Below are 15,228 nucleotides of genomic sequence, written 5' to 3' on the forward strand. Positions count from 1 at the left end.
GATTGAATTGTTTATTTGTTTTCGTTTGAATTAGGCGTACCATTTTTATTCGGATCGAATAACATTCCTGTACAAAGGCACATTTTCCTATCCGTTCTTTGCAGAATATCGTAGTTCACACAACTACTACATCCTTTCCAAAATGATTCATCAGCCGTTAATTCTGAGAATGTTACTGGTCTGTAACCCAAATCCGAATTGATCTTCATTACAGGAAGGCTGGTGGTTAAACCAAAGATTTTAGCTTGAGGATATCGCTTCCTTGACAACTTAAATGCTTCTGCTTTAATTAATTTTGCTAATCCTACAGCTCTGTATTCCGGATCAACAATTAAACCTGAATTGGCAACATATTTACCATGCTCCCAGGTTTCTACATAGCAGAATCCTATTACTTTAAAATCGTCAAAAGCAATGATAGCTTTTCCTTCCTGAATCTTTTGCACCAGGTACAAAGGATTTCTTTTTGCAATTCCGGTACCGCGTATTTTTGCAGCCCTTTCAATCATATCGCAAATTTCTGCTGCATAATCAATATGCCTTAAATCTGCTACAATGACACTTATTTTTTGCTCAACTTCCATTAATGTGTCTATCATTTGTTAGTTTCTAGGTTTCCCAAAATAATGCTACACCTGTAAGGCATAACCACTTGTTATTAATATCAATAAAGAATGTTTCTTTTAATTTGCTGTTGTTTAAAATCCGAAACCTTCGTCGTCGGAATTTTAAGGAGTTGTTTAAATTCATCTTATTTTGTTTTAATTATTTCACACAAAAAAAGCCTACCGCAGGAACGGTAAGCTTAATACAGTTTATATATACCTGACAATCAGATACAGCAAGCTCATCCGCCCCTCCTGGGTAACAGTTACTTCGCAAATGGCGTCGGCTTTCTGTATAGATTATACTTTTCATCTGTTTATAATTCTTGATTCAATGTTTTTTCAATAATTCAAAAAAAAGGCTCACCGGGAAAAACGGTAAGCCTTCTAAATATTGTTCTTAATCATTGATTACACGACAACAAGACTAAATCCGCTTTCCCTAAAGGTGCGCTCATTCGTCGTCGTCGGATGTAAAACAATTGAATCATTTGGTTTTTCTTATTCATTAAATTTCAAAAAAAAACTTTCCGAATTGGAAAGCTTGGAAAAAATCATACCAACACTTGTCCTTATCGTTACAATAAAGATCTTAAAATGCGTCGTCGAATGATTAATACTTTTTCCATGTTTCTTTTGATTTGTTGGATACAAAGATAAGGGCAAAAATTTTTAAAATCCTAATGAAAAAGTATTTTTTTTACAATACCCCATTTTGAAAACCTTTGCGTAAGAAAAACTGCAATAATTTACTAATACCCCATTTAAAAGCAAGGGTAAAGCTTTGATTATCTAGTTTTATAGCATCTTTTAGCATGTACACCTTCTATGTGTAGACAATAATTTAAGATACTTTAGTCTTTTTTATATTCTTACTCATAGCTTAATTAATGATTTTTAACACTTTAAATGTTGATTTTTTTCAAACCATTTATAAATTACGCCGTAGAATTGCTTTAGTTGTCAAAAATTAAATAGTTGAAATCATTATGGAGTGGAAAAAAATTGTTGGATTTGTGTTGTTTGGTTTAGCTGTTGTTACTTTTATTCTTACCTTCTCTTTTCCTTTTATTCTTGCAGGAACTAAAAAAGTTGTTTTTTTAACTGCATCTGTTTACGTCTTAAATAAAGTATTCTTTTATTCTTCTTTGTATATTTTGGGTCAGCAATTCATTACAAAGATTGGCAAGTATCTTCCTAAATGGATTGAAAAGAAACTTCTTAAAATTTTAAGAGTTCAACCAGTTGTTGAAACTACAAAATAATATTATATCATTTGAATATTGAAATGTATCACTATTAATATCCTTTTTAGGATATTTTTTTTGCCCGATTACCACTTAACATTAATCTTGAATTTGCATTATTAGATGTTTTATTACGGTTTTATGAGAGATATTTTGTAATCGACTGATTATCACGAAAACCTTTTCGATAAAAAAATATGACTTTTTTCAGGTTTTAAAACGTTTTCGAAAGCAAATTAAACAATAATAGTTGTTTAAAAGCATTTTTTTAAGCTATATTTGTTGCAACGGATTAGACAAGCTTAAATTTTTATCACTACATTTTTAGAATGTATTCTTAAAAGACGGCGACAATCGGATTCATTGTGTCGCTACTGATTAGCAGAGAAAGTTGGGGACTTTTTCATTTCTCAGTGTCTTCTTAAAAGAAAAATCATGGCCTGGCTTCGCACTTAAATAATGCCTATGCGAAACCTAAGACCAAGCCGACAGGGTCTGTACGACCCGATGAATGAACATGACAATTGTGGAATTGGCTTTGTAGCCAATATTAAAGGAAAAAAATCGTACGAAATTATTACGCGCGGTCTGGAAGTTCTATGCAATATGGAACACAGAGGTGCTCGTGGTGCCGATAATGTAAGTGGAGATGGTGCAGGTATCTTAATGCAAGTACCACACAATTTTTACAAGAAAATCGGGATTAAACTTCCATTAGCCGGTAAGTATGGAACCGGACTCATTTTCCTGCCACAGGACGAAAGTGAGGAGAAATTCTGTATCGAAGTTCTGATTCAAATCCTTGAAGAAGAGGGATTGGAATTTCTTCAATTACGTGATGTGCCTACTGACACTAACGCAATTGGGGAAATTGCAAGACAATCGGAGCCAGTAATTAAGCAAATCTTTGTTGGTGGGAACTACGAACAAGATGATTTGGAACGTCGTTTGTACCTTGCCAGAAAACAAGCAGAAAGCTATGTTAGAGCAACCAAGATGAAAGAAAAGGAGATGTTTTACATCCCAAGTTTATCATCCAAAGTGCTTGTTTACAAAGGAATGTTTGCCAGTGATCAGCTAGGAAAATATTTTGGAGATTTACAGGATACAAGAATGGAGTCTGCCATTGCTATGGTACACTCAAGATTTAGTACCAATACTTTCCCTTCATGGGATTTGGCACAACCTTTCCGTATTGTTGCTCATAATGGTGAGATTAACACCATTAAAGGAAACAGATTGTGGATGCAAGCGCGTGAGTCTCTTTTAAAATCGGAACTGTATGGTGAAGATATCAAAAAACTATTCCCTGTTGTAGAGCCTAACAAAAGTGATTCAGCTTCATTCGATAATGTTCTGGAATTCCTATTCTTAACAGGTAGAAGTTTACCTCATGCCTTAAGTATGATGGTTCCTGAATCATGGAATGAAAAAAATCCGATTCCTGATAGTTTAAAAGCCTTTTATGAGTATCACTCAACTTTTATGGAACCTTGGGATGGCCCTGCATCTTTGGTGTTCTCTGATGGTAGATACATTGGAGGAACCTTGGATAGAAATGGATTGCGTCCATCTCGTTATGTCATTACCCAAGATGATATGATTGTTATGGGCTCGGAAGTTGGTATCCAAAACTTTAAAGCTGAAGAAATCAAGGAAAAAGGAAGATTGCGTCCTGGTAAATTATTGCTAGTAGATACTCAATTGGGAATCATTATTCCTGATCAGGAAGTAAAATCGCAATTGACCTATAGAAACCCATATCAAAATTGGCTAAAAGAGAATAGATTAGACCTTAAGGCAATTCCTGTGGAAAAAAGGGTGCCGTCGGATATCGGAGATCATTTTGAAGTTTGCAAAGATGTATTTGGCTATTCCAAAGAGGATTTTGAACGAATTATTTTACCAATGGCTACAGGTGGTCAGGAACCAGTTGGCTCAATGGGTAATGATTCTCCTATCCCAGCATTATCAGAAAAGCCTCATTTGCTTTTCAACTATTTCCGCCAGCTTTTTGCACAGGTTACCAACCCACCAATTGATTCGATTCGTGAGAATTTGGTTATGGATTTGACCAACTATATTGGAGCAGTTCAAAAGAATCTTTTGGATGAGACACCTCAACATTGTAAGTTGATTAGATTCAAGAGTCCTTTGATTACCAATACAGACCTTGGAAAAATCAAAAAGCTGAAACATGAGGAATTTAGACATGCTACACTTGATATGTTATTTAAAGCAGCCGATAATGGACAAGGGCTTGAAGATGCTTTGAATTCCCTTTGTAAGCTCGCAGAAAAGGCTGTTGATGATCAAAAGAACTATATCATTCTTACAGATAGAAATGTAAGCAAAACAATGGCACCTATTCCTGTTTTGTTAGCTGTGGCTGCCGTTCATCACCACTTGATCAAGAAACGTAAGAGAATGCAAATTGGTTTGGTTGTTGAAACAGGAGAAGCTCGTGAGGTAAATCATTTTGCATTGCTAATTGCCTATGGAGCAAGTGTTATCAATCCATACATGAGTTATGCAGTAATTGATAAGTTGGTAAAGGAAGGTAGAATTAGCCTGGAATATAAATCAGCACGTAAAAACTATATCAAATCTGTTGATAAAGGATTGCTTAAAGTAATGTCGAAAATGGGAATTTCGACCATTGGAAGTTACCTGGGAGCGCAAATTTACGAAGCATTAGGTATCAGCAATGATGTGATTAGCAAATACTTTACTGGTACTGCATCGAGAATTGGCGGAGTTGGCTTAAAAGAAATCTCCGAGGAGATGCTATGCCATCATAAGAAAGCATTTACGGAGAAAGATCCTTTTGAAAATCAAGACTTATTAACCAACAATGGAAGTATTCACTACCGCAAAAACGGTGAGAAACACAGTTGGAACCCAGAGTCAATTGGATTATTACAGTGGTCGACAAGAACCAATAACTATGCAAAATATAAGGAGTACTCGAAATTAGTTGATGCTGAAACCAGAAATCCAAACTTCTTGCGTGGATATTTTGACTTCAAATCAAACCCTATTGATATTTCTGAGGTTGAACCTGTAGAAAATATCATGAGGCGTTTCTGTACCGGTGCAATGTCCTACGGATCTATTTCCAAGGAAGCACACGAGGCACTGGCAATCGCAATGAATAAGATTGGTGGTAGAAGTAATACTGGTGAAGGTGGTGAAAGTGCCAAGAGATTCTTTTCCAGTGCACGTAGTTCCATTAAGCAAATTGCTTCGGGTAGATTTGGTGTGAACACAGGCTATTTGGTGAATGCTGATGAGCTGCAAATTAAAGTTGCACAAGGTGCAAAGCCTGGAGAAGGTGGACAGTTGCCTGGATTTAAGGTAGATAAGGTTATTGCCAAGTTGAGAAATTCAACACCTGGAATTACCTTGATCTCTCCTCCTCCACACCACGATATTTACTCGATTGAGGATTTGGCACAATTGATTTACGATTTAAAGAATGTGAATCCAACAGCATGTGTAAGCGTGAAATTGGTGTCGGAAAATGGTGTTGGTACAGTTGCTGCTGGTGTTGCCAAAGCTAACGCTGATTTAATTGTAATTAGTGGCGCCGAAGGAGGAACAGGTGCAAGTCCGTTAAGTTCCATTAAAAATGCAGGTTTACCTGTAGAACTAGGGTTAGCTGAAGCTCAGCAAACATTGGTACTTAACGACCTTAGAGGTAGAATTAAGCTACAAACCGATGGACAGTTGAAAACTGGTAGAGACATCGTTTCTATGGCTTTATTAGGAGCTGAAGAGTTTGGATTTGCTACAAGTGCTTTGGTTGTTCTAGGTTGTGTGATGATGCGCAAGTGTCACCTAAATACTTGTCCGGTTGGGATTGCAACTCAAAATAAAGAGTTAAGAGAAAAATTCCTTGGACGCTCGGAATGGGTAGTAAACTTCTTCACTTTCCTTGCAGAAGAATGTCGAGAATTAATGGCTGAACTTGGAGTACGTAAGTTTGATGATTTGGTTGGCAGATCAGATCTATTGGTAAAGCGTAAGGATATCAAGAAATGGAAAGCAGATACGGTTGACATTCAAAACTTATTACACTTGCCGGAAACCGATGGTCATGAATTGTGTGGTGTTAATGCTACAATTAAATCGATTGGCGAGGTATTGGATCATGAACTAATTAAACAAGCTGAAAAAGCCTTACACGATGGTGAAAAAGTATGGATTGATTCGAAAATTAAGAATACAGATCGTACAACAGGTGCCATGTTATCTGGTAAAGTGGCGGCTTTAAAGCCAAAACGAGAATTAGAAGAGGATACCATATATTGTCGATTTAGAGGCTCTGCTGGTCAAAGTTTTGGAGCATTCCTTGAGAAAGGGATCACTTTTAAACTGGAAGGTGACTCTAATGACTATTTCGGAAAAGGTCTTTCGGGAGGTAAAATTGTGGTTCAACCACCAAACAAAACTACATTTAAACCAGAAAATCAGATCATTATTGGTAATACAGCCATGTATGGTGCAACCAATGGTGAGGCCTATATCAGGGGTATGGCAGGAGAACGATTCTGTGTAAGAAACTCTGGTGCTAAAGCTGTTGTTGAAGGCGTTGGGGATCATGGTTGTGAATACATGACTGGTGGTCGTGTGGTAATTCTGGGACCTACTGGCAGAAACTTTGCAGCAGGTATGAGTGGTGGTATTGCCTATGTTCTGAATATGGAAGGACAATTGGACTACTTCTGTAATCAAAGCTTAGTATCTCTTGAACCAGTTGATAATCTGCAGGATGTGCACGAGCTGCAAGGTATGATACATCAACATTTACTTCTAACTCAAAGTAGTGTTGCCTCTAAAATTTTGACTCATTGGGAAGAATATCTTCCTCACTTTGTTAAGGTAATTCCATACGAATACAAGAAAGTATTGGAAGAGAAAAAACTGAAAAAGATTCGTCGCAAACTGAAGCAAGCACAATCACAAACAGAAGTACACGAATAAATGAGTGATGAGTAAATGAATAATTGCGGGAATGTAATTCGTAATTAATAATTCGTAATTGATTTGATTATGGGAAATCCGAAAGGTTTTTTAGAGATAAAAAGAAAAGAGGCCGGTTATCGTCCGGTAAGAGATAGAATTGGAGATTTTGGAGAAGTAGAACAAACTTTGAACTTAGAAGATAGAATCGATCAGGCATCCAGATGTATGGATTGTGGTATTCCTTTCTGTCACTGGGCTTGTCCTACTTCAAGCAAAATACCTGAATGGCAAGATGCAATCTACAGAGAGAATTGGGAAGAAGCAGCTAAAATTCTTCAGTCGACCAATAGTTTTCCTGAGTTTACAGGAAGAGTTTGCCCTGCTCCATGCGAAAAATCATGTGTATTATCATTACACAATTCGCCAGTTACCATTCGCGAGAATGAAGCATCTATAATCGAGAAAGCATTTGATTATGGATATATCAAAGCAAGACCTGTTACAAAAAGAACAGGTAAAAAAGTAGCTGTAATTGGGTCAGGACCTGCTGGTTTATCTGTGGCCGATCTTTTAAATCAGGCAGGACACAGTGTTACTGTATTCGAAAGAGATGATGCCATTGGCGGTTTGTTAAGATATGGTATTCCAGATTTTAAACTCGATAAGCATGTTATCGATAGAAGATTGGAATTGTTTGTTGAAGAAGGGATTGAATTTAAAACCAACCAGGATGTTGGTGTAAATGTATCATTCTCTGATTTGGAAAAGGAATACGATGCAATTTGTCTTGCAATTGGAGCAATGAAACCACGTGATTTACAGATTGAAGGTCGTGATTTAAAAGGAATTCACTTTGCTATGGATTTTCTAAAACAGCAAAATAAAGTGGTTCGCGGCGATGAATTTAGCAAACAGGAAAGAATCTCTGCCAAAGGTAAAAATGTAGTTGTAATTGGTGGTGGTGATACCGGTTCCGACTGTGTAGGTACATCAGTGCGTCAAAAGGCAAAATCGGTACTTCAAATAGAATTGATGCCTAAGCCACCAGAAGCAAGAGAACCGCATAATCCATGGCCTTACTGGCCAAACACTTTGAGAACATCAAGTTCTCATTTGGAGGGCTGTAAAAGACGTTGGTCTTTAAGTTCGAAGCAATTTAAGGGTGAAAATGGACAAGTGAATCAGCTTGAAATAGTGGAAATTGAATGGACAAGAGACTCGCAGGGACAATTTCAGATGAAAGAGATTCCAGGAACTGAAGAAACCATTGATGCTGACTTGGTATTATTAGCAATGGGCTTTGTTCATCCAATACACGAAGGCTTGGTTACTGAATTGGGCTTAGATTTGGATACCAGGGGTAATATTAAAACCGATACTAAAGGTCAAACTTCCAACTCAAAGATATTCTGTTGTGGTGATGCTGCTACAGGTGCAAGTCTCGTAGTGCGTGCTTTGGATGGTGGTAGAAAAACAGCTTATTCAATCCATAAGTATTTAAAAAAGTAGATAACATACAATAAGTCCACACTAAACATAGGCAGTTAAGTGTAAGAACCGATAGTTAATGATTTGTTACCTATCGGTTCTTTTTTGTTTACTGTGCAAAGCAAAGGATAAAGTTAGGGGGTGAATATTTGCGTTTTGTAAATTATTCACCCCTTGACTTTACACTATTTATAATACCTTTGGAATTCAATTTCCAGATATGAGCAAGAAAGACCTAAAAGAATACATTCATCACCTTACTAAAGAGCAGTTGCAAGATCAAATACTTGATTTGTATGCCAGATTTAAAGATGTGAAGGAATTTTATGATTTTGCTTTTAATCCCAAGGAAAACAAGCTAATGGAGGAATGCAAATTCAAGGTCTCCAAAGAGTATTTTCCTGTTAACGGTAGAAAAGCAAAAATGAGGCGATCGGTTGCCCAAAATTACATCCGACACTTTAAACGATTGGGAGTAGACTCGTCTTTAATTGCTGATATTATGCTATATAATATCGAGGTAGCACAAACCTATACATCAGAGCAATTTATTAAGCAAGAGTCATTCTATAAGAGTATGCTTAAATCATTTCAGGAGGCGGTAACATACATTCGCGACAATGGTCTGGATAATGAATTTAAAGCTCGCTTGAATAAAATAGTAGATGAATCAATAGATCAGAGCTGGATGAACAGCAAAGGGTTTATGATGGCTTACAAATAATCAATCCTCTATTAAATCTGTTATAATTTCCTTTACGGATCGAATCTCACTGATCGCGCCAATTGCCGGTCCGGCACACCACACATTGTCATATCCTGCTTTGAAAGCTGATTGCTGTACCTTTTTCATACCCTTCCAGGCCAGTAACATTTTTGCATACTTTTTCAATTGAGGACTGTTGTTAATCATCCATTCCAGTAAGTTTGCCTTTGTTCCGATTTTCTGTACATATGGAGTATTGATTACTGTTAAAGGAGATCCTGTTAATTTTGTTGTTTTTACGATATCATTTGACCCAAAATCCACAAGAGCCTGTTTGTATTCCCAGCTCACTGGTGACTCATGACTTGCAATAAAAATAGTTCCTACAGACACACCAGCAGCACCAAATTCGAGCATTGATTTAACATCACGAGCATTGCTTATCCCTCCTGCTGAAATAATTGGAATATTGATTTCTTTTTTTAGCTGTTGAATCAATTCTTTAGCCTTAAAAGTACCACAATGTCCACCTGCATCCGAATTTACAGCAATTACGGCATCAGCGCCAATACTTTCAACCTTTTTCGCATACTTCACATCAACTACATCACAAAATACTTTAATTCCCAATGGCTTACATTTCTCAATTACCTCATGCGGACTCCCTAATGAAGTAATGATAAAATCAACCTTAAGATCAAGAAGGCTTGTGAGTTGCTTTCGGTATTTGGGATTCGATTTATTCACAATCAGATTAAAACCAAAAGGCTTATCGCTTTTCTTCCTCACTTCATGTATGGCCTGTCGCAAATCGCGATCAGTTCTGTAGTTGTGTGCAGGTAGTGCACCCGTACAGCCCATTTCCAGTGCTGAAATAATCATCTCTGCATTCGACACCAAAAACATTGGTGCCATCAAAATAGGATGTTTCATGTTCAGAATATGAGAAAGTGTTTTTTCTGTCATATTCTGAAGATACGAAATCTCACTAAACGGCTATATAAAAACATTCATGATTAAAAGGGAAAACACCAACAAAAATGAAAGTTATGGTACTCTGTACATAAGTAGACTCTTAGATGATCAAACTATAAATCTTACGTAGCTCTGCTGCTTTTCTGATGAATTTGAATTGAGTATTACCTAGATACAGAGGAGCTTGATATTTATAGATAATTTAACGAATATTAAGGTACAGAGTACCGTTATCTATTTCATTAAGATTTTGAAGACTTTTAGAAAAAAAAAAGGATCAACTGTTGTTGATCCTTTTTTAAGTGCGGATGAAGGGACTCGAACCCCCACGCCCGAAGGCACTAGATCCTAAGTCTAGCGCGGCTACCAATTACGCCACATCCGCCTTGCGTTTGATTGCGATGCAAATATGGTGGATTTTTTCTTTACTACAAAACATTCTGATAAAAAAATATCTCCACACTCCCCTATTTTAGGGCTATTCAACACTAAACCATCTGATAAACAAGCAAATTATATGATGATTTTTTTTCAAAAAAAAAGCCGAAGTATAAACTTCGGCTGTCAATTAAACAATGAAAACTTATGAAAAAACTATTTTTGATTTTTACAAAACAGTTTCAGTATTAAAAATCCTGTTATTCCCGAGCAAAGAGATGCAACTAATACCGCAAATTTGGCTAAGCTCAGTACTTCGGGATCCATAAATGCCAATTGAGACACAAAAAATGACATGGTAAAACCAATTCCTCCCAGGAAACCAATTCCCAATATCTGTGACCAACATATTTCACTTGGTTTTTGTGCCAGCTTTATTTTTACGCCAATCCACGAAAACAAGAATATTCCCAATGGTTTACCTGCAAATAGCCCTAGAATAATTCCAATAGATATAGGCTCAAATACCTTATTGGTTAATTCTGTATCGATAATAACACCCGCATTTGCAAATGCAAACAGAGGAACAATTAAATAAGCTACCCATGGGTGGAACATATGCTCCAATCTTTGGAGTGGTGAGATTACCTTTATACAATTGCTCTCAATAGAACTAACCGATGCTTGTATAAACTTCTCGTTTGGTTTATTAGGAAGCTCAGCTGTTTTTGCTTCCAGGTTCACCAAAAGCTCCTGATTTGAACCAATAAACTCGAATAGATTTCTACTTGCCCGTGCTGGTATGGTAAGAGCCAATAAAATTCCTGCCAAAGTAGCATGTACACCCGATTTTAAAAGAACATACCAAAGGAATACTCCTAATATCAGGTAAACTGATATATTTCTTACTTTTAAGCTATTGAGAGTCCAGAGGATCACATAAATTCCTCCACCATATAAAAGGTAAATCCAATCAATTTCGCTGGTGTAGTACAATGCAATTACCATTACAGCGCCAATGTCATCAACAATGGCGATAGATGTAAGTAGCAATTTAAGCGAAGTTGGGATTCGTTTGCCCAAAAGAATCAAAATACCCAATGCAAATGCGATATCTGTTGCCATTGGCACTCCCCAACCATGCGTACCACTTCCCTGCGTATTAAAACCTACATATATTAGTGCAGGAATTAACATTCCACCAATGGCGGCAAAAATTGGCAAACTTGCTTGCTTTATGGATGATAAACCACCAGTCAACAGCTCTCTTTTGATTTCTAATCCTACAACAAAGAAGAAAATCGCCATTAAGCCATCATTAATCCAATGAAGGAATGATTTTTTTAGAGTCCATTCACCAAACTGAACGCCGAAATAATTGGTCCAATAAGAAATAAAAGATTCTCCTATGGCAGAATTGGCAAGCACCAAAGCCATAATTGTAAAAAACATTAAAACAATACCACTAAACGCCTCTAATCGAACGAACTCAGTTAAAGGATCTTTAATCCTTCGAAATAATTTTTGTCTTTTTAAAAATTGAATCATTTTTCCCTAAAATTTAATCCTAACACCCTATGGTTTTATCTCGAAAACTATGGTGTAAGCATCTCGTTAACCAATCAAATATGCTGCGAAAATATCAATTAGAAGTACTATATACAATGGGGGTTTCCCTACTTCGCAACTAAATTTAAGGAATAACAATTGAGGCAATTAATTGTTCTAAATATATGACATGGTAAAATCTAAAATTTAATGATTTGATGCTTAAATGCATAAATCACCAAATTAACAGTATTGTAAGTTTCTGTTTTTTGGAATAAACTGCTTTTATGCTTTTCTATGGTCTTAATACTTAAAAAAGTTGCCTCTGCAATTTGCTTGTTGCCGTATCCTTTGCAAATCAGTTCCAATACCTCTTTTTCTCTATCTGTAAATTCAGGTAAGTCATCTTTCTTCTTTCTCTTTTTACGAAGCATGTTCAACTTATCAGATAAGAGACTTACAATCTCATCAGAAAAATAATTTCCTCCTTCATATACCTTTACAATGGCCTTTTCAAACTCTTCAATTTCGGCACTTTTCAGCATATAGCCTTCTACTCCAGCCATAAGCATCTGTTCCAGGTAATCATCATCAAGAAATGTGGTTAGGGCAATAATTTTTAGATCAGGATACTTTTCGAGTGCTTTTTGACTAGCCTCTACTCCATCAAGCTGAGGCATATTAATGTCCATAAAAATAATATCGGCCTGATGATCTTCAATCAAATCAAGAAACTCATTTCCATTTGATGCTTCAGCAATGACTTCCACAAAAGAAAAAGACTGTAGTAACATGCGAAATCCATCTCTAAATATCTTATGATCGTCGACTAATATGATTCTTATTTTATCCATCTATTTTTGATTTAATTTACTAAGTGCGAATTGTATTTTTATCTTAAATCCTTTATTCTTTGAAGTTTGAATATCATAACTTCCATTAATGGATTCAACTCGCTCAATTATATTCTGTAAGCCCATGCCCTTCCCATCTTTGGCTTTTATTCTGTCAAAATCAAAGCCGACACCATTATCAGAGTACTGAAGCACAAGAATCCCCTCTCCAGATAATATTATTTGTATATCGCTTGCTTTAGCATGCTTTAAGGTATTATTTATCAATTCACTACATATCCTATAAATTATCACCTGCGTACTTTGCATAGGTTTACCCTTAAATTCATTCAATTGCAAAGTTACATCTACATTATCAAGGTTATTAATTTTATCTACCAAACGCTGTAGTGATTCCTGGAGATTATACCGATTTAAAACAGAAGGATTCAAATTATTAATCACTTCGGATACAGTGTCAAGTGCTTGCTTTGACAGTTGATTAATTTGTTGCACTTTATCCAATGAACTTTTGTTCTCTGTTAGCTCTTTTCCCAACATTTTGCCATACAAACCAATACTGGATAGCAGGGCACCCAGCCCATCATGAAGTTCTCTTGCAATTCTTTTTCTTTCGCGCTGTTCCACCGTCATGGTATTGCGTACCAATTGCAAGTGAGCATTAGTTAATGAGTTCATTAATCGGATGACCAAAAACAGACTTCCGAAAAGTAAAACCAGGATAAAAGAAAGTAGGAAAAAGATATTTCGCTTAAACTTTTGATTGGTTTGATTGATATAAAGATGCAATGCCTTCTCGTAATCAGCGAAAGCCTTTGTAAATACCTGAACCTTTTGTTTTAAGTTTTCATCCTGAGCAGGAACTTGTTCATTCTCAATTAATGAATCAAGATCAAGAATAGCACTCTTTAGTTTCATGAGAGCTGTGATGAAATTGCTATTCTCGCTTGTATTGAATTCATACTCGCGAGAAGCGATGCTTTGAATGTTTTCGATGTTCTGGTAGGCTTTTGCAAAGAGCGAATCCATAGCGAAGGATATTACTGCGTCTGCTTTCTCTTGATAGTCGTCATACTTGATACGAATATCATACACCTTAATTTCAATTTTTTCTGAGTTTTCAACCAGTGCAATATGCTCATTATCCAGTTTTGAACTGCGATCTAAAGTATACAAGATGGCAGCTATAGCCACAAGGCTAAAACCAATTAAAATCAGGGCAATCTTTTGCTTTACAAAAAACCTTCTATTCATTAAAAATTATATCCAGAATTATATTTAAATCAAATCTACTAAATATTTTATTGTAACGAATATTTGGTGAGTATTAATCGTAAAAATTTAACTTGCACGATCAGAGAGGAAAGCTTCCTGAAACTAACTATGGTATCATTATCTCAATATTAAATTGGAAGCTTTCCAAAGAAAATCATTCGTATATCCCCTAATAATCAATTATAAATTATGATTTTCCCTTCTGATCTGCCTTGGTTGGTTTGTGTATGTATAATTGTAATTACCACTTAAATACTCTATTGGATATTCTTTCCGATAGTTCTACCTGTTTGCTTTTCATCATTAACAAACTGGAAACAAGTCCTTCGTCTTTTACCGGCAAACTGAAAATCGGTCTGCTCGAACTTTGCAAGAAATCACTCAATAGTTTTTCGCTTGGCGAGTTGCTAAACAATAATTCCTGGGTTCCTTGAACCAATAGAATATCAGCCGATGTTTTTCTTGCTCCTTCAATCAAAACATCGTTTCTGGCGTGATTCTCCTTCTCCACGATATCCACCAAACACTGTACGCCTTCACGTTCGATAAGATGCTTCATGATCATGGTTTTCTTATAAGCCAAGCTTCGTTTAAGCTCTATATTAACAGTTAATGCAGCCAGCAATTTGATTTTTGCATTAAATACTGTGCCCAGCTTTATCGACCAGTTCACCAAATCTCTCGATTGCCTTGAAATATCGACCGGAACCAATATGCTTCTAATGCCACTTCCCGTCCATCTATCATTTACACTTATAATTGGGCATCTTGACTCGCGTATGATCTGATTCACACTATTACTATTGTATCTTTCCGACAAACCATCAATTCGATTGCTTCTGTTTAGAATGACCAAATCGAAAGGTTCTGAATCGATTATACTTTTGATTGTTTGGACATGATTGCCCACTTCCACTCTAAGGTTCACATCATCTGGTATTCTTCCCCTGAAATGCATTTTAGCAAAACGTATTAAGCGAACCATTCCTCTTCCTTGTAAACTATTTTTAAGATTAGGCTGAAACACATTAGATAAGCCCCCCATCTTCTGAACCACATGCAACAAAGTGATTTCAGCTCCAAACTTTTTCCTGAAATACAATGCCTGCTTAAAAGCTGTAGTACTTTCAACAGCCAAGCTCACTGGTACCAATATCCGATTAAATCTATTTGTTTTCATCCTC

At 36.3% G+C, this 15,228-nt stretch carries 10 protein-coding genes and 1 tRNA gene; 4 read left to right on the forward strand and 7 right to left on the reverse strand.

Features of this window, described 5'->3' with window-relative positions; translation table 11 throughout:
• Positions 1-11: 11 nt before the first annotated feature.
• Positions 12-599, reverse strand: a complete 588-nt coding sequence (locus NQ163_RS05885) for a GNAT family N-acetyltransferase (protein WP_268189343.1) — start codon at positions 597-599, stop codon at positions 12-14.
• 995 nt (positions 600-1,594) lie between these two features.
• Here NQ163_RS05885 and NQ163_RS05890 point away from each other — a divergent pair.
• The 4 genes from NQ163_RS05890 (at position 1,595) to NQ163_RS05905 (ending at position 9,032) form a co-directional block, all read left to right on the forward strand.
• Positions 1,595-1,870 carry a hypothetical protein gene (locus tag NQ163_RS05890; protein ID WP_120241276.1) on the forward strand — a complete coding sequence of 92 codons (276 nt, stop codon included), beginning with the start codon at positions 1,595-1,597 and terminating at the stop codon, positions 1,868-1,870.
• A 447-nt stretch (positions 1,871-2,317) separates the two neighbouring features.
• The gene (gltB, locus tag NQ163_RS05895; protein WP_268189344.1) at positions 2,318-6,838 is read left to right on the forward strand and encodes a glutamate synthase large subunit; all 4,521 of its coding nucleotides are present in this window, start codon (positions 2,318-2,320) and stop codon (positions 6,836-6,838) included.
• Between the two features lie 69 nt (positions 6,839-6,907).
• Entirely contained in the window at positions 6,908-8,329 is a 1,422-nt protein-coding gene (locus tag NQ163_RS05900; protein ID WP_268189345.1) for a glutamate synthase subunit beta, read from the forward strand.
• A gap of 199 nt (positions 8,330-8,528) precedes the next feature.
• On the forward strand, positions 8,529-9,032 hold the full coding sequence (locus NQ163_RS05905; protein ID WP_268189346.1) for a DUF6155 family protein: 504 nt from the start codon (positions 8,529-8,531) through the stop codon (positions 9,030-9,032).
• Here the strand turns inward: NQ163_RS05905 and NQ163_RS05910 are convergent, their stop codons facing one another.
• The 6 genes from NQ163_RS05910 to NQ163_RS05935 all read right to left on the reverse strand — a co-directional run bounded on the left by NQ163_RS05910 (position 9,033) and on the right by NQ163_RS05935 (position 15,224).
• Complete coding sequence (locus NQ163_RS05910) at positions 9,033-9,980, reverse strand: NAD(P)H-dependent flavin oxidoreductase (RefSeq protein WP_268189347.1); 948 nt, start codon at positions 9,978-9,980, stop codon at positions 9,033-9,035.
• Between the two features lie 312 nt (positions 9,981-10,292).
• Positions 10,293-10,374: transfer RNA gene (locus NQ163_RS05915), tRNA-Leu, on the reverse strand.
• A gap of 209 nt (positions 10,375-10,583) precedes the next feature.
• The gene (gene nhaA / locus NQ163_RS05920) at positions 10,584-11,915 is read right to left on the reverse strand and encodes a Na+/H+ antiporter NhaA (protein WP_268189348.1); all 1,332 of its coding nucleotides are present in this window, start codon (positions 11,913-11,915) and stop codon (positions 10,584-10,586) included.
• Positions 11,916-12,115: 200 nt separating this feature from the next.
• Positions 12,116-12,769: a response regulator transcription factor gene (locus NQ163_RS05925; RefSeq protein WP_268189349.1), complete on the reverse strand. Its 654-nt coding sequence runs from the start codon at positions 12,767-12,769 to the stop codon at positions 12,116-12,118.
• Positions 12,770-14,023, reverse strand: a complete 1,254-nt coding sequence (locus NQ163_RS05930) for a sensor histidine kinase (RefSeq protein WP_268189350.1) — start codon at positions 14,021-14,023, stop codon at positions 12,770-12,772. It lies immediately after the preceding gene.
• Between the two features lie 262 nt (positions 14,024-14,285).
• Positions 14,286-15,224: a universal stress protein gene (locus tag NQ163_RS05935; protein ID WP_268189351.1), complete on the reverse strand. Its 939-nt coding sequence runs from the start codon at positions 15,222-15,224 to the stop codon at positions 14,286-14,288.
• Positions 15,225-15,228 lie beyond the last annotated feature (4 nt).

This window comes from Marinifilum sp. D737 (genome assembly GCF_026672275.1).
Taxonomy (GTDB): Bacteria; Bacteroidota; Bacteroidia; order Bacteroidales; family Marinifilaceae; genus Marinifilum.